Raw genomic sequence first — 18,727 nt, 5'->3', positions numbered from 1 at the left:
CCTCTGCCCGGATTGCCGCCCGAATTTCAGCCCGACTGGCTTGCTCAGCCTCGAATCTGTTCGAACGCCGTGCCGAGGGTGCGCGCAACGTCGAGAGCAGTAACCGGGTGACCCGCGCCGCTCGCCTCGGTATCGTGTGAGGCGATGCGGGCGGCGTGATCGTGCAGCACTGCAGCCGTCGCACCAAGTTTCGCGAGCATGTGAACGTCAGCACTTACTTCGGCGCCACGAGCCGCAACCAACGCGCCGAGGGCGCCAGCGAGTACGTCTCCGGTTCCCGCGGTTGCCAGCCACGGCGTGGCAGGTCCGCACACCAGCGCGAATCCATCCGGTGCTGCAACGATGGTGCGCGACCCCTTGAGTAGCACCGTGATTTGCAGGTGCCTTGCCAAAGTGACAGCCGCCTGGTGGCGCTCGTCTTCGGTTTTGTCATGCAGCTCACCGAGCTCGGCAGCCTGCCAGAGCTCTCGAAACTCGCCGAGGTGTGGTGTAGCAATGAGCGGCGCGTGCAGGGGAGTGCTCCCGAGCAGGTCGAGTGCTCCGGCGTCGGCCACAATGACCGCCCAGTCTGCGAGCAACTTGGTGAGAGCCGCCGTTTCAGCCTCATCGCGGGTCGAAGGGTCGGTGCCGCTGCCGAGCACCCAGGCGTCACAGCGTGCGCGATCCTCGTCGAAATCTCTTGAAAATACCGTCTCGGGACGAGTCGCAAGTACAGCCGCGGCGGCACTGGGCAGGCCGTGCAGGGGCGCTGCATCGCCAAACTGGGGTACGAAGCGCACCAGGCCTGCTCCGGTGCGCCAGGCTGCTTCTGCGCCCAGCACAGCGGCACCTGGAAACGCTGCCGAACCTGTTTTCAGGCCAAGCACTCCCCGAGAGTACTTGTGCGCCTGAACATCGGGCACGCCGAGCAGTTCGGCAGCCTCGGCTGCACCCCACTCGACGAGCCCCTCGATCATGCTGTTGCCTGGTCCAGATATGCGCGAAGCGCAGTTTCGATGGTGCCGAGAGCCGCGTCTGCGGCCGCACGCCGTTCCGTGATCGTGCCCTCACCCGAGAAAGTATCGATGTACACCTTCAATTTTGGCTCGGTGCCGCTTGGCCGGATCATCACGCGGGATCCGTCGGCCAACTGGTAGCTCAACACATTGGCCGGGACCGCAGCGGCTCCTGGCACGAGCAGGTCGTGCACTTCGGCCACAGCAACACCGCCAAACTCACTCGGCGGATTCTGGCGCACCCACTCGGCGAGCTGAGCTGACTCGTGCATGCCGCCGAGACGAACCACCACTTGCGAACTGCTGAAATGACCGAAACGTTCACCAGCGTCATCGAGTAGATCCCAGAGGGTCTTGCCCGCAAGTTTCGCTTCGCGAACCATTGCGATCGCGTCGGCGCTGGCCAGAATGCCGTCTTTGTCGCGCACCACTTCTGGGTGAGTGAGGTAGCCAATCGCCTCTTCGAAGCCGAAGATGAGCGCAGGCACACGCGAAACCCACTTAAACCCGGAGAGCGTCTCGGCATAGTCGAGACCGTATTCGCGTGCCACCGCGCCAAGAGCGGGCGACGAGACATTCGTGCAGGCGAGCGCGCCGCGCAGTGCGGTGCCCTCATTTTCGGCGCGCAAGCGTTCACGGGCGGCCGCGCGCCAGCCAAGCAGCAGACCGAGCTCGTTGCCGGTGAGCCGACGGTAACCTTCTGCCGAATTCGGGTCGGGCAATGCGATGGCCAGGCGATCCGCGTCGGGGTCATGGGCGACAATCAGCTCGGCATCAATTTCTCGCGCCGTGCGGAAAGCCAGGTCAAGTGCCCCAGGCTCTTCAGGGTTGGGGAACGAAACCGTGGGGAACGCGCCGTCTGGGCGATCTTGCTCTGGTACGGGCGTCACGGCAGGCAAGTTCAGAGAAGCGAAAACCTGGTGTGCGGTGTCGGATCCCACACCGTGCATGGCGGTGTAAACGATACGAAGCGGTACGTCTGCCGCGAGCGGCTGGTCTGGCTGCGCTGGATCACGCGGCAGTCCGGCCCGCACAGCTGCTGCGGTGTGGGCGACATAAGCCTGCTGAACTTCTGGGCCCGCAACCGTGTAGTCGTTCGATCGGGGCAGGCCGGCAAATGGGCGCGCAGCCACCAGATCGATCTGCGCGGCAATATCGCCGTCGGTGGGCGGAATGATCTGCGAGCCAGCGTCTGCGTCGCCCAGGTACACCTTGTAACCGTTATCGCGGGGCGGGTTATGGCTTGCGGTGACCATCACACCGGCAGAGACGCCCAGGTGGCGCACCGCAAACGCCGTGACTGGGGTGGGCATTGCCTGCGGCAAGAGGGTGACCGAGAGGCCGGCGCCGGCCATGATTTCTGCGGTGTCGCGAGCGAAAACGTCGGAGTTTACGCGGCCGTCGTAGCCGATCACGATGCTAGGTGGGTTGCTCGTCTCGCCATTTGCTGCGCGCTGCAGCAGGTATGCGGCGAAACCGGCACTGGTTTGTGAAACCACGACCCGGTTCATCCTGGCTGGGCCAGCACCGAGTTCTGCGCGGAGGCCAGCGGTGCCAAAGGCTAGACGGCCAGCGAACGCGCTGCGCAGTTGGGTTTCTGCCTCGGTGTCACCAGCGAGGGCTGAAGAAAGAAGAGTATCTGCTTCGGCAATGGTAACGGGGTCTGGATCTGCTGAGATCCATTCACGCACCTGCGCTTCAAGCTGGCTATCGATGGCCATGGCCCACCTCTCGTATAGCTGGGGGTTCAGATTGACTCAAACTACCATCTTGGGAATGGGATTTGCCGAGTCAAGAGTAAACAGTAAAAATCGTGCGGTTCGTAACGGTGCGATTGTCTAATTGCTCTCACCGGTACGCCCTGTGGCATAGCATCGAAGTATCAATCTTTAGGAGAAAACCATGTGCGTAAAAGTTACTTGCGACAACTGCAACAAGGCGACCTGGAGTGGTTGCGGCGAGCACATTGAGCAGGCGCTCGAGGGTGTAGCGACCGCAGACCGCTGCAGCTGCAATGGCTAAGTGCAGCGCCTAGACGCGGTGCATCACCGGGCAGGCGATTGTGCCCAATGAATATGATTGCGACTGAGCAGGGCCGCGATCCAACGTATAACAACGTGGATCGCGGCCCTGCTTTTGTCTAGGCTTCGAACGCGAGTTCTGACTTACTCGTCGATGTCGACATTTTTCGTCTCGCTGCCAAGAATCAGCGCGATCAGGGTGAGTACCGCAGCACCCGTCAAATAGAAGCCAACGTACATTGGGCTGCCCTCGCCGAGGCCCCAGAGCCAAACAGCGATGATCGGTGCGAGCGCTGCGCCGAGGATCGACGACACGTTGTACGCCACCGCCGAACCGGTGTAGCGAACGTTGGTCGGGAACATTTCGGGCAGGAACGCGCCCATTGGCCCAAAGGTGAGGCCCATCAGGGTGAAGCCAAGCGCCAGGAAGAACATGATCGATGCGGTACCGCCACCGAGCAGTGGCACGAAGGTGAAACCGAAGAGCGCGATTGCGATGGTCACCCAGATGAGTGTGCGGCGGCGGCCGAAGCGGTCTGCCAGCGGGCCGGAAACGAGGGTGAAGATGCCAAAGAACACCACACCAAATACGAGCATCAGGATGAAGTCGTTGTAGACGTAACCTGCACCGGCAACGAAGGTTGCTGGGTCGAATTCCTTACCTGCGGCCTCTGCAGCGGCTTGCGCACCCTCTACGGTTGGGCGGGTGCCGAAGCTCAGCGTGAACGAGGTCATCAGGTAGAAGAGCACGTAGGTTGCAAGCATTGCGAAGGTGCCGTAGAGCAGGCCCTTCCAGTGGTTCTTGAAGACCTCAGCGATTGGCAGCTTTTTCACTTGGCCGCTCTGCTTGGTGCGTTCGAAGGCGTTGGACTCAACGAGCTTGAGGCGAACCCATAGACCCACGATCACCATGACAGCCGAGAAGAGGAACGGGATTCGCCAGCCCCAGCTGAGGAATGCTTCGCTTGCTACGCCCGGTGCTGAATCGTCTGCGAGAGCCTTGTTGATGCCGAAGAAGAGCATGTTGGCGATGATGAAGCCGATGGGCGCGCCGAGCTGCGGGAAGGTACCAAACCAGGCACGCTTGCCCTTCGGTGCGTTTTCTGTTGCCACGAGAGCGGCACCCGACCATTCGCCACCGATGGCAAAGCCCTGGGCTAGGCGCAGAATGAGCAGGAGTACTGCCGCCCACGGTCCGATTGCTTCGTGTGTTGGCAGCAGGCCGATCAAGAAGGTGGCTACACCCATGGTGAGCAGTGATGCGACCAGGGTGGTCTTTCGGCCGAGTCGGTCACCGAGATGGCCAAAGAAGATTGCTCCGACTGGGCGTGCGAGCATGGCTGCGCCGAAGGTTGCGAAGCTTGCAAGCAGCGCTGTGGTCTCATTGCCCGTCGGGAAGAAGAGGATCGGGAAAACCAGAACAGCTGCTGTCGCGTAGACGTAGAAGTCGTAGAACTCGATCGTGGTGCCAACGAGGCTGGCCAGAATCACACGAGAGGTTGAGTTGCGCGGCGCCGTTGCGGTGCTCGGGGTTGTGGTGGGGGTGTCGGAAGACATGAATAACCTTTGAAAAGCGGGAGTTCACCCAGTAGATCGCGGGTTATGCGGTCGAGAAGGCTGAAAAGTGGGCGTTTGCTTGTGGCAAAACAGAAATATATTCTACGACGCTCAGCGGCACCGCGCATCTCCGTTCTGTAACGAAAGGGGATGCGCGGTGCTATCGTCCACTTTTTCGGCAGAGCCGACGCGTGTCCCTAAGGAAGCAGCGGGACGATCTGCGAGAGCAGCGAAGCAAGCTTTGGTTCAGCCTCACGACCGGCCTCAATCACCTCAGCATGGCTGAGCGGAGTCTCAGAAATACCAGCAGCCGCATTCGTGATCAGTGAGAAACCCAGCACCTGCATGCCAGCCTGGCGCGCAGCAATCGCCTCAAGCGCGGTAGACATACCCACAATGTCGCCACCGATGATCCCGGCATAACGCACCTCGGCGGGAGTCTCATAGTGAGGCCCCGTGAACTGCACGTAGACACCCTCGTCAAGCGTTGGATCAACCGTGCGTGCAAGGTCACGCAGCTTCGACGAATACAGATCGGTCAGATCAACAAAGTTCGCACCCTCAATTGGCGAAGAAGCGGTGAGATTAATGTGATCGCTGATCAGCACCGGCTGACCTGGAGAATAGTTCGGGTTCACGCCACCGGCACCATTGGTGAGCACCATAGTTGTTGCGCCCGCCGCAGCAGCGGTACGCACACCGTGTACCACCGCACGAACGCCGCGACCCTCATAGAAGTGGGTGCGAGCGCCAATCACAAGCGCGTGGCGACCATCGGGCATCCGAATCGAAGTGAGCTTGCCGCCGTGGCCGACAACTGCAGCCGCATGAAAACCAGGCACCTGCTCAGCAGGAATCTCAGAAACAATCTCACCGATCGCGGTGGCTGCCTTGCCCCAGCCGCTACCGAGAGTGAGGGCAATATCGTGCTTCTCGATACCGCTCAGCTCGGCGATAACGCGAGCTGCTTCTGCTGCCAGTTCTTGGGGAGTTTGTTCGTGCGATTCGCTCATGCCGATCAGTTTACCCAGTGAATCTGACGCGTCGAGTGCGGAACATTCTGGCGCGTAGCGCCCGGCGGATCTGCCTAGCCCCGCTTGATTTCAAAGGTGCGATCTACGTCCCACTCTTGAGTCCAGCCGACGGTATCGAAGATCCCGGCAAGCAGCATTGCTGTAAAGCCCCAAACAATGTGACCACCAAATTGCGAACCAAGCTGAAACGCCGGCCCGCGCATGGTCAGGCCACGATGATGTAGCACCGAGGTGCCGCGAGCCTTCGGGTCGAGAAGCTCAGCGACCGGAACCCGAAACACCTCAACCGACTCCTGCGCATCTGCAGCGATGTCGCTAGGCAAACGCCACCAACCGAGCACCGGTGTAACAAGATAATTGCTCACCGGAATGTGTGCGTCTGGCAGATAGCCGAGCACATCAACCCCGCTTGGATCGAGCCCGGTTTCTTCGTTCGCCTCGCGCAGAGCGGTGGCGGCACGATCGGTGTCATCGGGCTCAACACCGCCGCCGGGGAAAGCGATTTGGCCAGCATGATTTTTGAGCCCGCTGGATCGCATGGTCAGCAGCACGTCGAGGTCGGCGGCGACCGGCGCATCGGCGGGGTCGCCGAACTCACCGCCGGTGGCCCCAGCAGAGAGCACAGAGTCGAGCGTGCCAAAGAGCACAAGCACGGCAGAGTTGCGCACGCCAGATCCCGGCTCAGGCAGATTCTGGCCGATGAACGGAGATTGAAAACCGCGTTCCAGGCCCGCTAGAAGTTCCTGTTTCGCGCGACCCTTGTATTCCCCCATGCCCCCAGCCTATGCCTGATCTCTTCCTTGGAGTTAACCCTCGAGGAAGAGATCGCCAAAGGGCTGTGGCACGCGCTGCGAGCGAGCCCAGGGCTCGTGTTCTCGGCGCTCGACTCGACGCACCTGAGCGGTCTCCTCGGCGCGCACCTGCGTCAGCACCGCGATGACTGCTGCACGCTCTTCGTCGCTCACCCCGCGGGTGATGAAGTCGAAGCCGTCGCTCTTGATGGTGTCATCGTGCGGGCCGGCTTCTTCGCGCTTTGCGGCGTCGCGGGCGGCCGCATCTGGTGGCAGCACGGCGTCTGCCGACAGCAAGTTATCGCTGTCGGCGGCGCGGTGCCGGCCTGGCAAAGTTGAATCGTTCACTGAAATCCTGATGCGTAGCTAAAGCAGATAGGCGAGAGCGCTTAGAGCGGAATGTTTCCGTGCTTCTTCGCTGGCTGCTCGGTTCGCTTGCCGCGAAGCCCCCGCAGCGCTTTGATCACTGCGAGGCGGGTGCCGGCTGGCTCGAGTACGTTGTCGAGTTCACCGCGCTCTGCCGCAAGGAACGGCGAGGTGACATCGGCGTTGTACTTGGCGGTGAGTTCTGCGCGGAGTGCTTCGACATCGTCTCCGCGCTCTGCTGCGGCGGCGAGTTCCTTGCGGTACAGAATGTTCACGGCGCCTGCGCCACCCATGACGGCGATCTCTGCGGTCGGCCACGCGATGTTGAAGTCTGCGCCCATCTGCTTCGAACCCATCACGATGTACGCTCCGCCGTAGGCCTTGCGGGTGATGATGGTGACGAGCGGAACGGTTGCTTCTGCGTATGCGTAGAGAAGCTTGGCGCCGCGGCGGATCACGCCGTTGAATTCCTGCTCGGTGCCTGGCAGGTAGCCGGGCACGTCGACGAGGGTCAAGATCGGGATTGAGAATGCGTCGCAGAAGCGTACGAAGCGTGCGGCCTTCTCGCTTGCGTCGATGTTCAGTGTGCCGGCCATCTGCTTTGGCTGGTTTGCGATGATGCCGACGGTGCGGCCTTCAACGCGGCCAAAGCCGATCAGCATGTTTGGTGCGAATAGCGGCTGTACTTCAAGGAAGTCTCCGCCATCAAGAATCGCCTCAATGACCGTAACCATGTCGTATGGCTGGTTTGGGCTGTCTGGAATGAGCGTGTTCAGGCGGCGATCTGCGTCGGTAATCTCGAGCGCGGTGTCGCTGTCGTAGATTGGCGCTTCTGCGAGGTTGTTGTCTGGCAGGAAGCTAATCAGGGTGCGCGCGTAGTCGAGTGCGTCGTGCTCATCACTCGCCAGGTAGTGGGAGACGCCACTGGTCTGGTTGTGGGTGCGTGCGCCGCCGAGTTCTTCGAAACCGACCTCTTCACCGGTGACGGTCTTGATGACGTCTGGGCCGGTAACAAACATGTGGCTGGTCTTGTCGACCATGATCACAAAGTCGGTGAGCGCTGGTGAGTACACAGCACCACCGGCTGATGGGCCCATCACGATCGAAATCTGTGGGATCACACCCGAGCACATGGTGTTCAGGCGGAAAATTTTGGCGTAGTTCGAGAGTGCGACTACACCCTCTTGAATACGAGCACCACCCGAGTCAAGAATGCCGAGCAGGGGAGCGCCGGTCTTCAGGGCGAACTCCATTGCTTTCACGATCTTTTCGCCGGCGACCTCACCGAGCGATCCACCGAAGGTGGTGAAGTCTTGCGAGAAGACAACAACCTGTCGGCCGTGAATGGTGCCAGCGCCGGTCACTACTGCGTCGCCGAATGGCCGCGAGTTCTCCATGCCGAAGCCCTGCGTGCGGTGCTTCACGAACTTGTCGAACTCGACGAAGCTGCCGGGGTCGAGCAGGTTGGTGATGCGCTCACGCGCGGTCATCTTTCCGCGCGGATGCTGTTTCGCCGCGGCGGCAGCGTCGCGGTCGCCAACGGCCTCCTGGTACTTACGGCGGTGGTCGGCGATCTTCGCTGCGGTCGTGGCAGGGGTTGCCTGCGGGGCCTGTGCGTCGTGTGCTTCGGTGTTTGCGGTCACGCATGCCAGCCTAGCGCGGCAACGATGCCTCTCGTGGTAGGCATTCACCAAAGAAAACCGCGATTCACTCACGAAAGTCTCCAAGGGGCTTCTGAAAAGCGCGTCTTTATGCCCGAAAGTGCGTTCTACCTAGGCTTTTAAACGGTTTGCTTCTCGACAGATTTGTGGGTCGTCACACTAGGGTGAAAAGCGTGCAACTGCCTCTAACTCGTGAAGCGCTGCCTGAAGTGCAGTGGCTCGAATCTTCGCCGTCCACCAATGCTGCCATGCGTGAGCTTGTCGCCGAGCGTGCCTCGATGGGGGTTGCGGCTCCGCACGGGTTGTTGCTGTCGACGGCCGATCAGACGGCTGGCCGAGGCCGCCAAGGGCGAGGGTGGGACACTCCGCCGGGGACCGCGCTCGCTTCGACGCTGCTGATTCGCCCGAGTCAGATCGCTGCAGGGCTTGGGCTGAGCTGGCTGCCCCTTTTGGCCGGTTCTGCTGTTGTGCGCGCGCTACAGCCGCTTTTTATGAACGAGGATCGCGAAGCGCGTTTGCGGGTCGGCGTGAAATGGCCAAACGATGTGCACGCTCGCAACGAAGACGAAGCGATCGCTGGTAAGCCCGGCGCAAAGCTTTGCGGCATCCTCTGCGAGGTGCTGCCAACGGGCGAGGTGGCCGTGGGTTTTGGTATCAATATGCTGCTCGAGGATTGGCAACTGCCAACCGAGCGTGCCGGTTCTGTACTGGCCTGTGGCGGCAATGTTGGTGGCGCAATGTCGATCACCGACCCGCTGGGTGAGGTGCTTGCAGACCAGGTGTTGAGTGTCGCCTGCGCTGAGCTGCTCAGTCTCGTCGAGCTTGCTGCGACGCAGCCAGAGCGTGCCCGCACCAGAGTGCTTCGTGATTCGCTGACTCTCGGGGCAGAGGTGCGTGTGCACTTGCCGGGTGGTGAAATCGTTGATGGTCGCGCTGTCGGCCTGGGTGACGATGGTGCGCTGATTGTAGATCGGCCAACCACCGGGCAGCTTGTGGTGAGCGCTGCCGACGTTGAGCATCTGCGCTAGAGAAGACACTCGCCTATGCGGGCGAATTCGCTTGCTTGAAACTAGTTGAGGGGTGAGGCACCGAGTGCCCCACCCCTCAACTAGTTGTGGTTAGCGAGCTGCTGGGTGATCCTCGCCGACAACATCGATGAATTCGGTCGAAGGCTCATCTTCGCTGAAGTCCATCTTTGGTGCTGGGCGTCGGAACAGCTTGGTCGACCAAGCGAGTACCAGCACGCCGAAGAACAGCCAGATGCCGCCGTACATGAAGGTCTGGCCCGAAAGCGAGGTCCACAGCCACAGCGTCAGGGCGAAACCGATCAGCGGCAAGAGACCGTAGCGCAGCCAATCTCCGACGGTGGCTGGAGTCTTGCGGCCACCCTTCGGGAAGAGGTAGGTGCGGATCACCGAGAGGTTCACGAGTGAGAACGCTGCGAGTGCGCCGAAGCTGATCATTGTCGACACGGTGAGCAGTGGGATCACGAGGCCAAGCAGTGCGAATGCCGACACCACGCCAGCTGCCACAATTGGTGTGCCGTAGCGGGTCCAGATGCGTGCGAATGGCTTTGGCAGTGCTCCGTCTCGACCCATCGAGTAGAGAATGCGCGAGACGCTGGTTGATCCGGTGAGCCCCGAACCGAATGCGCCGGCAACATAAACTGCGACACCGAAGTTTGCGAAGGCTTCGCCGCCCACTGCGAGCATCGCACCGACGCCGGCAGAGTCGAGGTCTGCTTCGCTCATGCTGCCCCAGTCTGGCGAGTACGCCATTGCGCCAGCCCACGAAACCACGATGAAGATCAGGCCGCCGAAAACGGTTGCCAGCACGATCGCGCGTGGAATGTCGCGGCGCGCGTTCTTCGCTTCTTCTGAGAGGGTCGAGATTGCGTCGAAGCCGAGGAACGAAAGCGCCAGAATGCCTGCGCCGGCAAATACTGGTCCAAGCTCACCCATGAACGGTTCGATTGCGCTAGTTGCGCCCTCACCAGCAGTCATGCTGCGCAGTGACAGCACGACGAACATGACGACCATCACGATCGAAATCGCAATGATCACAAAGTTCACGCGGTTGATGAGTTTGATGCCGAGCGCGTTGAGGGCGAAGACGCCAACGAGAGCGATCAGCATGAAGACCTGCCACGGAATATCCGGGAAGCGGGTCTGCATGTAGGTGCCGATCACCATGAAGTTGATCATCGGAATGAAGAGGTAGTCGAGCAGCATTGCCCAACCGGTCAAGAACCCGACCGCGCCACCAAAGGACTGCTGGGTGTAGGTGTAGGCCGATCCAGCGACGGGATACTTTCGCACCATTGCGCCGTAGCTGAGTGCCGTGAAGATCATGGCAACCGCCGCAGCGATGTATGAGGCCGGCAGGTGGCCGTCAGAGGCCAGGTTTGCGAAGCCGTAAGTGGTGAAGACGGTGATGGCCGTCATGTAGGTGAGGCCGAACAGGGTGAGCCCTGCCAAGCCGAGTGTTCGTTTCAGATGTGGTTCTGTTTGCGTGCTCACGATTCTCCTTCGAATGTGTGGGGGATGCTGCAATTAGTAGCTACGTGCCCCGGCCAACCAGGTGCCGAGCACCGTGATTGTGGGGATGTCTGTTGGGGGGAGCTCGAGCGGGCTGGCGCTGAGCCAAACCGCATCGGCGGTCATGCCGATTTCTAGCGAGCCACGATCGCTCGCTAGAGCTTGAGCGGCGATACCTCGGGTGTAGGCGCCATAGGCCTGTGCCGCGCTGATTCGTTCCTCTGGCAACCAGGCTTCGGCTTCGGGTTCGAGATGGCTGTGGCGGGTGATCGCGGTTGAAAGCGCGGGTCGCCAATCTTTAGTGGTGACCGGCCAGTCGCTGCCGAAACTCACTGTTGCTCCGCTGCGCAGCACGCTGCCGATGAGGTACTGCCAGCCCTCGCGGTCGTGGCCGATGTGCGGAATTGTGAGGTCGCGCATTACGGCGTCGCACTGCGCCCAGTAGGGTTCGAAGTTTGCGATTACGCCGATCTTTGCGAAGCGTTCAGCCTCTCCGGGTGCGAGCATCGCGACGTGCGCGATGACGTGCTGGGTCTGGTTTTCTGGCTGTGCGGCTCGCATTGCCTCAAGTGCGTTGAGAGCGACCGTGTTCGCTGCATCGCCGATGGCGTGCAGGTGCAGCTGAAAACCGAGCTCTGCGAAGGCGGCAACTGCTGCATCGAGCTCTTCGTGTTGCCAGTTCGGCAGGCCTGCGTCGTCACTGCGGTCGGCGTATGGCGCGCCCAGTGCAGCTGTGTGGTTTTCAATCACGCCATCAACAAAAAACTTGATGGTGTTTGCGCTGAGGCGGCTGAATCCTGCAGAAACTGGGCCGTAGTGCTGCTCTGCGGTCTCGTGCACTTGCGCGCGCAGTGTGGCAAAGAGCTCAAGTTGTGTGCGCCAGATCGCTGGATCGGCGCGCAGCGCGAGGTTGACTCTGGTGTGGAGGCGATCCTGCGCTGCCGCAACGAGGTAGTGCTCGACGTCGTGTGGTTCTACCCAGGCGTCTTGTACCCAGGTCATGCCGAGTTCGGCGTATTCGCGGGTAGCCTGCTCGACTGCGGTGACCCGATGTTCGAGGCTGAACGGCGGAGCGACATCGGCGAGGAAGTTGTTGGCGGCAGACTCTTGCAGTGTGCCGAGTGGGGTGCCGTCTTCGCGGCGCACAATGCGGCCGAGTTCTGGGTCTGGCGTGTCTGCGTCGATGCCGCCTGCTTTGAGTGCTGCGGTGTTGACCCAGGCGGTGTGGTAATCCCATGCTCGAAGAATCGTGGGGGTATCGCCTGTGACCTCATCGAGCCAGCGAGCGTCGAATGAGCCACCGGGAGCGAAGGTGGCGTCGTAGCTGCCGCCCACGATCCATTCTGCTGCTGGGTTTGCTGCCTTCCACTCGGCTACGGCATCAAGAATGCCTTGCACGTCGTGCGCTGCCCGTACATTGGGGCCGGCCGATTCGAGCGCGCCGAGTACGGGGTGCGCGTGACCATCGCCTGGGGCTGGCGCGAGTGTGCCGCCGGCCAGGTCGATTACTTCCTCGGCTGTGGCAGCGAGTTGTTCGGCTGCTTCGCCGAGTGCCACTACTTTGCCCTGTGTAAACGCGATCGCGGTTGAGTAGTGTGGTGCGCCATTGGTGTCGGTTGACACCAATACCTTGCCGCCAGTGCAGACGGTGAGAGTCATTCTTGCTCCAGTTTCTTGGCAGCTTTGCCAATCTCGGATGTATCACCCATTTCCAAAATGAACACTGTTCGTTATTGTAAACACAAGAACCGAGATTGGGGAACCATTACTTTTCGATAGAGTCGGGTCGAGAAAGAGGAGACATGCCAGCGCAGGCAAGAAAATCCGGTAGACCGCGGGTAGCGGTGCTCAGTCGAGACCTGATCCTAGAAACCGCACTCAATTTGCTCGATAAAAACGGTGAACACGGTGCAGGGATCCGCGATATCGCACGAGCGCTCGACGTTCGCCCATCTGCCCTCTACAACCACGTCAGCGGCCAAGATGACATCATCGCGGGCATTCGAGAACTTGTCAGCGACCGCATCGATGTGAGCGGCTTTGACACCCTTGAGTGGGACGATGCAGTGCGGCAATGGGCACGCTCATACCGGCTCGCGTTCGCAGCACACCCACCAACAATTGGCATGCTCGCGGTTGCACAATTGAAGCCAAAATCACGCACCAGCAAAATGTACGACGCTGTATGCGCCGGGCTCGTCAAATCGGGCTGGCCGGAGGCTCAGGTGCTCAACGTGATTGTTGCACTCGAATGCTTCATTCTTGGTGCGGCCCTCGACCACGTGGCACCAGACGACATGCTGAACCCCGGCGACGACGAAGACTCGACCGCCTTTGTTGGCGCCTACCAAGCCAGAGCCGAGGCTCACACAGACGTTCGCCCAACCGACGCAGTATTCGAACTTGGCCTCGAAGCCATGCTCGCGGGCCTCACCACCACCTACCAGTCATTGAAAGGCGATTCATGACCCCCGAACACACCGGTTTTGCCTTCATTGGTGCGAAACTTCGCACCAATACCGAGCTCGACCAGCTGGCCGCAGAAGACCAGCCAACCGGCCTGCTCTACATTGACGGCCGTATTGTTGCGATCGGCAACGACGATGAGATTAACACCGCGGCAGACGAAGCAGGCGTTGAAGTACGCAACCTTGGCGGAGCAACCATCACGCCCGGGCTCTTCGACTCGCACACCCACCCGAATTGGGCAGCAGAAGTCACCGCGGGAGTCGACCTCGGCGGGCTCGACTCAATCGCGGCGATTCGTGCAGCGCTCGCAGCAGAACACGAAACCCTGCCAGAGGGCGCTTGGCTGCGTGGCTGGAACCTAGAGTACGAACCATTTGAAGAAAGCGGAATGCTCGGATCGCTGCTCGAAGACGCCGCCCCCGGCCGGCCCATCGCACTGATCTGCTACGACCTACACACCGCACTCGGCACCGCACCCGCGCTCGCCGCAGCCGGTATCGACGCTGCACGCGAATTCGATGACAGCAGTGAGATTGTGGTTGACGAAGCCGGCGTGCCAACCGGTGAACTGCGTGAACCAAGCGCCTACCAGCTGCTCTTCGCCGCTGCGCCAAAGGCGAGCGAGGCTGAGCAGCGCGACGCACTGCGCGATATGTTCCGCAAGCTCGCCGCAACCGGCCTCACCGGTGGCGCAATTATGGATGGCAACGAGCCAACAGTTGAACTGCTCGCGCAGCTTGATCAGCGAGGCGAGTTGGATCACCGGGTCACGGTGCACCACTGGCACGGCGTGGGTGACACCGACGAAGACATCGCCAGGGTAATTGCAGGCAAAGACCGTGCTGGCAAACTTTGGCAAACCGGCGCTATCAAGCTGTTCAGTGACGGTGTGATCGACACCGGAACCGCCTGGTTGCATGAGGTTGATGCGATGGGTGATGGTCGCGCCGCATTCTGGCCATCATGGGAACGATTCGAGCACGTAGTGCGTTCGTATCACGACGCCGGCATGTTGATTGCAACTCATGCCGTTGGCGACTACGCCGTGAGCCGGGTGCTTCAGGTGTATGCCGCGCTGCCGGAACGCGAGGGGTTGCCGTTCCATTCGATTGAGCACCTCGAAGTGCTCGCCGATGATGACGTTGAGGCGCTGCGCGGCAGCGGAGTCACCGCGTCGATGCAGCCGTTGCATATGCAGTGGCGTGAAGCAGAAGGCAGTGACAACTGGGCTATTCGTCTCGGCGAAGAACGAGCGGCGACCGGTTACCGAGTGCGTGATGCGTTGAATGCCGGTGCGCGCCTGGTGCTCGGCTCTGACTGGCCTGTGGCTCAGTACGACCCTCGCTTGGGGATGGCTTGGGCACGCGGACGGCACACGCCGGGCGATAGCTCTGCGCATGTGTTCGAGCCCGAACAGCAACTGACCGGCGAAGAAGCATTGCTGGCTTACACCCTCTGGCCGGCGCTTGCGCGCGGGCACGAAGAGCGTGGCAAGCTCGCCGTCGGTGCTGACGCTGATCTCACGATCTGGGCAAGTGATCCGGTTCTTGCGAGTGCAGATGAACTACCAACACTGCCGATCGTGATGACCGTGGTTGACGGTCGCATCGTGCATGAACTGGGCTAGGCCTCACTGAACGCCACTATTTTTTAGCTGGGCTCCCATTTACCGAGTTGTTGACGGTGTGCGGGAGCCCGGCAGATCCTTGTGCTGAGACAATGTGCTCGCTGGAGTTCCGCGGAGCAGGTTTCTGTCTCAGCTTTCAGGTGGTGTTTCTACGATGCAGTACCCGTCTGCGCCGAGGTACCAGAGCTCAGTTTTTGTGACGGTCGCGTATTTGCCTGTTTCGCCGAGGTAGACCGCTTCGACTGATTGTGACTGGGTGTTCGCGAGTGGGATCCCGGTGAGGGAGACACTTGCGGTGCCATCGCCGTTGTCTACGAGTGGGAGCGGGTCGCCCAGTTTCTTGTTTTTCAGACTGAATTGCACGAGTCCTTGTGGGGTGGTGCCGGTGCCGCGTGCTTTCACGGTCATGGTGAGGTTGGCTGGCGTGTCGGCGGTGTCTCCTCCGGTGCGGGTGAGGGTCGCTGCCGGGGTGGCTGCTGACACGGTGATGAGCGGGGTAGAGATCGTCGTGCCGTCTGTCCCGGTGATGGTAATGATGATGCTGCCTGCCTGGTTGATTGTTAAGACACCTGTCTCGCTGGTGAAGGGGCCAATCGATGCAACAGCGGGGTCTGATGAGACGATGGCGTACGCGCCGTTGACCGAAAGAGACACCGGTGCGTCACCGTAGGTGTAGCCGGTGGCGCTGATGTCGACAATGGAGGGTGCGACTGGTTCAGCAGCTGACACTTCGAACCCGGTGAGTGGAGCCGATTCAGAGGTCGCGAGAAACTGTGAAACTGTCGAGCCCATGTACTTGATCTGGTAGCTATAGGTGCCGACGGATGGCGAATAGTGGTTGAAGGACACTTTGCCGTTAATGACGGTCTGGGTTTGTGCGGGCGCACCGTTGATCCAGAGTTGCGCTTGCCCGTAATCTACAAGCAGCGCGATATTGGAGTCTTGGGTGATAGACCCGCTAATGGTGACGTTGCCTGGGTAGGTTTGTTTGCCTACCGGAGTCGTCGTGACTGTTGAGGTGGTGGGATACCAGAAATAAGAGGACTTTGTGGCGTTGCCAGTGACAGGTAGACGGTAGGTTGATGAGTCGCCATCGGTAGAGACAAGGTTGAGCCCGGAATCTACGGTGCGGAGCTTCGCGCCACTATTCGGAGTCGTAACATAGGTCATACTGCTGCCGGCAGCGGCGCTCCAAGAATTGTTATTCGTTAGAGTGCCGTTCCAGTCTTGCGTTTTCATGCTGCCGGGCCCGATAGCAGTGGTAGTGATGATGTACATATTGATTGTTTTGCTTCCGGCGCCGCCAATCCAGGAACCCGTGCCGATCTCGGGGGAGCTTGGGTATTTACCGGCTGCTCCCGCATACGCGAGTACTAGTCCTGTCGTATCTATGTTGATTGAACCAGCGCTTAGGGTGGGTACGGTGCTGCTGCCGGCACCTGTACCGATAGCTGGAGCACCTGGCCGAATGGTGTCGCCGCCTGAACCCATCGCAAAAACGCTCGCGTTCCAGCGAATGGTGATTGGGCCCGGAGTTCCCAACTCGTTGGTGCCGGAGGTGCCAATGCCCGGGTATGAGCGTCCCGTCAAGCCCGCATAGGTGTTTATCCACATGTGGCCACCATTTAAAGTGATCGCACCGTTTGGAGCATCAACGTTTCCGATTGCGACACTGTATACGCCCGTGACAGCTGCCCTACCCGAGTTGTTTTCCTGCCCGTAAATGGTGAGAGCGCTTGAAGATGGTACAAGGATTCCCGTGCCACCCGTTCCGGGGGAGCCGATGATTTCCAAGACACAGCTATCGCCCAAAATGATTTGGACGTTGCTGGAGCTGGCTATCGTCACTTGAGAATCGATCGTCAGGGCCGAGTCGCAGACATACCAACCGTCCATGAGCGTGGTGCTAGTCGAAGTGAGCACCGTGGCATCAACCTGGTCGGTTTCTCCGTCTTGGCTCGACACAAAGGTCGTAAGTTCTGTTGCAGCGTTTGCTGCGGCCGTATACACCACGACACCTGCCGCGGTGAGGCAAAGGGCGATAAGTGCGGCGGTCCAGCGTGATCGCCGTTTCCGTGGCGCGATGGTTTCAGTTGACGCGTGGGACACAGTTCCCCTCCAAAATGAGACAAGAGATATTGGGGGGCGCGTGTGTGGGCGGTTATCCGAAGAAACCTTATGTTAGGCATCACTCTCTTGCCCCTGCGCTATTCGGAGGGGGAGGTATGCGCGTGTTCTCTTGCTGAAGTTGAGCGTTGAATTCTCGCGTGTGGGTACTGAGCAGGCGTCGATTGAGTGAAGTCAAGGCACTCAAAGCGGCGCCACGATTCGCGCTCTCTTCCGGGACCCTTCCTCAGACCCGGAGAGCTCGCGAGCCACCGAAGCACGGTTGCTTCGAGCGCCAAAGCAAGGTCACCACGGCGTCCGAGGTGATCCAGCGCGGCGGAAACTACTTGAAAATAATCGTGCGGTCACCATCAAGCAGCACACGGTTCTCAGCGAACCAGCCCACTGCACGGCGCAGCACACGAGCTTCTTCGTCCTGACCCAACTGCATCAACTCGGTTGGCGAGTAAGAATGATCAACACGAACCACATCCTGCTCAATGATCGGACCCTCATCGAGATCAGTCGTCACAAAGTGCGACGTCGCACCAATCAGCTTCACACCGCGACCATGCGCCTGGCGGTAAGGGTTCGCACCCTTGAAGCCCGGCAAAAATGAGTGATGAATATTAATAGCCATGCCAGCGAGTGCCTCGCACAACTCAGGAGAAAGAATCTGCATGTAGCGGGCAAGCACCACGAGTTCGATTTCTTCCTGCTCAACAACCTCAAGCACACGGCGCTCAAACGCTGCCTTATCTTCGGGGCTCTTGATCGCAAGATGCTCAAACGGAACACTGTAGAAATCAGCGAGATCGCGCATCGTCTCGTGATTCGAGAGAATCAGCGGAACTTCAATAGGCAACTGGCCACCGCGCTGACGGTAAAGCAAATCGTTCACACAGTGCGTAGCAGTACTGCCGAGCAGCAGCGTGCGCACTGGGCGGCCAACCCAATCAAGACGCCAAGTCATGTGATAGCGCTCGGTAACCGGAGCAAGCGCCGATTCAAAACGCGCGTTAAACGTCTCAGGCTGCGACACTGCAGACACCTGAAGGCGCATAAAAAAGCGACCAGTGTCATGACTCGCGAACTGTTGGCTCTCTTCAATATTGCCGCCGGCAGCAACAACCGCGCCACTAATGGCGTGCACAATGCCAGGACCATCAATGCACGAGAGAGTAAGTACCCACTGAGTCTGCGTGTTTGCCTCTGTAATCACTATGCCAGGGTAGTAGATTCCGCGCGCGTGCGCGGAGTCACCCGCGCGAGAACGGGCGATCCAACGATTTACGAAGTGGCCACCCTGTGCGCAACCCATGCCCAGACAAGTACCAATCCCGCCGAAAGCGAGCGATAGTTACGCCATATTTCGCTCGTTTTCGACGGGAACGGGGCCTCTCGGCGGGAGCAAAGCAAACACTCGGCAGGCGAGGGCGCTTCGTTGGTAGAGTTGTACTCGGTCGTGACTGGCGAATAGGTGGAGTACCACCGGGGAGCGGCCAACGCAGAAAAGACCGCACGCCTGGGTCGCAGATCCTGGAAACATCACCCAAGGGAGAC

Annotated in this window: 14 protein-coding genes and 1 riboswitch; of the genes, 3 read left to right on the top strand and 11 right to left on the bottom strand. The window is 60.2% G+C overall.

What is annotated here, in order from left to right:
- Positions 1 to 44 precede the first annotated feature (44 nt).
- From QBL02_RS02715 to QBL02_RS02685, 7 genes are all read right to left on the bottom strand, one after another.
- Positions 45 to 956, bottom strand: coding sequence for an ADP/ATP-dependent (S)-NAD(P)H-hydrate dehydratase (locus QBL02_RS02715; RefSeq protein WP_282724813.1), 912 nt, complete (start codon positions 954 to 956; stop codon positions 45 to 47).
- Complete coding sequence (locus tag QBL02_RS02710; RefSeq protein WP_282724812.1) at positions 953 to 2,716, bottom strand: phospho-sugar mutase; 1,764 nt, start codon at positions 2,714 to 2,716, stop codon at positions 953 to 955. The genes QBL02_RS02715 and QBL02_RS02710 overlap by 4 nt, the downstream gene beginning before the upstream one ends.
- A gap of 444 nt (positions 2,717 to 3,160) precedes the next feature.
- Positions 3,161 to 4,573, bottom strand: a complete 1,413-nt coding sequence (locus QBL02_RS02705; protein ID WP_282724811.1) for an MFS transporter — start codon at positions 4,571 to 4,573, stop codon at positions 3,161 to 3,163.
- A gap of 197 nt (positions 4,574 to 4,770) precedes the next feature.
- Positions 4,771 to 5,586, bottom strand: coding sequence for a purine-nucleoside phosphorylase (locus QBL02_RS02700; RefSeq protein WP_282724810.1), 816 nt, complete (start codon positions 5,584 to 5,586; stop codon positions 4,771 to 4,773).
- Between the two features lie 74 nt (positions 5,587 to 5,660).
- Positions 5,661 to 6,380 (bottom strand): CoA pyrophosphatase, encoded by a 720-nt coding sequence (locus QBL02_RS02695; protein ID WP_282724809.1) that lies wholly within the window; start codon positions 6,378 to 6,380, stop codon positions 5,661 to 5,663.
- A gap of 33 nt (positions 6,381 to 6,413) precedes the next feature.
- Entirely contained in the window at positions 6,414 to 6,746 is a 333-nt protein-coding gene (locus QBL02_RS02690) for a hypothetical protein (protein WP_282724808.1), read from the bottom strand.
- Between the two features lie 41 nt (positions 6,747 to 6,787).
- Positions 6,788 to 8,407 (bottom strand): acyl-CoA carboxylase subunit beta, encoded by a 1,620-nt coding sequence (locus tag QBL02_RS02685; RefSeq protein ID WP_282724807.1) that lies wholly within the window; start codon positions 8,405 to 8,407, stop codon positions 6,788 to 6,790.
- A 191-nt stretch (positions 8,408 to 8,598) separates the two neighbouring features.
- Between QBL02_RS02685 and QBL02_RS02680 the strand changes: the two genes are divergently transcribed.
- Positions 8,599 to 9,453, top strand: a complete 855-nt coding sequence (locus QBL02_RS02680) for a biotin--[acetyl-CoA-carboxylase] ligase (protein ID WP_282724806.1) — start codon at positions 8,599 to 8,601, stop codon at positions 9,451 to 9,453.
- Positions 9,454 to 9,543: 90 nt separating this feature from the next.
- Here the strand turns inward: QBL02_RS02680 and QBL02_RS02675 are convergent, their stop codons facing one another.
- Positions 9,544 to 10,944: an APC family permease gene (locus QBL02_RS02675; RefSeq protein WP_282724805.1), complete on the bottom strand. Its 1,401-nt coding sequence runs from the start codon at positions 10,942 to 10,944 to the stop codon at positions 9,544 to 9,546.
- Positions 10,945 to 10,977: 33 nt separating this feature from the next.
- Entirely contained in the window at positions 10,978 to 12,621 is a 1,644-nt protein-coding gene (locus QBL02_RS02670; protein WP_282724804.1) for an amidohydrolase, read from the bottom strand.
- Between the two features lie 143 nt (positions 12,622 to 12,764).
- Between QBL02_RS02670 and QBL02_RS02665 the strand changes: the two genes are divergently transcribed.
- Both QBL02_RS02665 and QBL02_RS02660 read left to right on the top strand, forming a co-directional pair.
- The gene (locus tag QBL02_RS02665) at positions 12,765 to 13,430 is read left to right on the top strand and encodes a TetR/AcrR family transcriptional regulator C-terminal domain-containing protein (protein ID WP_282724803.1); all 666 of its coding nucleotides are present in this window, start codon (positions 12,765 to 12,767) and stop codon (positions 13,428 to 13,430) included.
- Positions 13,427 to 15,058 (top strand): amidohydrolase, encoded by a 1,632-nt coding sequence (locus QBL02_RS02660; protein ID WP_282724802.1) that lies wholly within the window; start codon positions 13,427 to 13,429, stop codon positions 15,056 to 15,058. Before QBL02_RS02665 ends, QBL02_RS02660 begins: the two co-directional genes overlap by 4 nt.
- Before the next feature lie 129 nt (positions 15,059 to 15,187).
- Here QBL02_RS02660 and QBL02_RS02655 read toward each other — a convergent pair whose 3' ends face one another.
- A complete protein-coding gene (locus tag QBL02_RS02655) occupies positions 15,188 to 17,167 on the bottom strand; it encodes a hypothetical protein (RefSeq protein WP_282724800.1) in 1,980 nt (659 codons plus the stop codon).
- A gap of 340 nt (positions 17,168 to 17,507) precedes the next feature.
- Positions 17,508 to 18,383 (bottom strand): formyltetrahydrofolate deformylase, encoded by an 876-nt coding sequence (purU, locus tag QBL02_RS02650; RefSeq protein ID WP_282725269.1) that lies wholly within the window; start codon positions 18,381 to 18,383, stop codon positions 17,508 to 17,510.
- A gap of 236 nt (positions 18,384 to 18,619) precedes the next feature.
- A riboswitch (ZMP/ZTP riboswitch) is annotated at positions 18,620 to 18,702 on the top strand.
- Positions 18,703 to 18,727: the final 25 nt, after the last annotated feature.

The organism is Leucobacter sp. UT-8R-CII-1-4, assembly GCF_030010235.1.
Lineage (GTDB): Bacteria > Actinomycetota > Actinomycetes > Actinomycetales > Microbacteriaceae > Leucobacter.
Note: the sequence above shows the minus strand (reverse complement) of the source record. Positions and strands in the feature narration are given on the sequence as shown.

What these genes read in the sequence shown, in the direction of transcription:
- QBL02_RS02665 (WP_282724803.1), top strand. Translation starts at nt 12,765, where the DNA reads ATGCCAGCGCAGGCAAGAAAATCCGGTAGACCGCGGGTAGCGGTGCTC.
- QBL02_RS02710 (WP_282724812.1), bottom strand. Translation starts at nt 2,716, where the DNA reads ATGGCCATCGATAGCCAGCTTGAAGCGCAGGTGCGTGAATGGATCTCA.
- QBL02_RS02700 (WP_282724810.1), bottom strand. Translation starts at nt 5,586, where the DNA reads ATGAGCGAATCGCACGAACAAACTCCCCAAGAACTGGCAGCAGAAGCA.
- QBL02_RS02695 (WP_282724809.1), bottom strand. Translation starts at nt 6,380, where the DNA reads ATGGGGGAATACAAGGGTCGCGCGAAACAGGAACTTCTAGCGGGCCTG.
- QBL02_RS02670 (WP_282724804.1), bottom strand. Translation starts at nt 12,621, where the DNA reads ATGACTCTCACCGTCTGCACTGGCGGCAAGGTATTGGTGTCAACCGAC.
- QBL02_RS02660 (WP_282724802.1), top strand. Translation starts at nt 13,427, where the DNA reads ATGACCCCCGAACACACCGGTTTTGCCTTCATTGGTGCGAAACTTCGC.
- QBL02_RS02705 (WP_282724811.1), bottom strand. Translation starts at nt 4,573, where the DNA reads ATGTCTTCCGACACCCCCACCACAACCCCGAGCACCGCAACGGCGCCG.
- QBL02_RS02715 (WP_282724813.1), bottom strand. Translation starts at nt 956, where the DNA reads ATGATCGAGGGGCTCGTCGAGTGGGGTGCAGCCGAGGCTGCCGAACTG.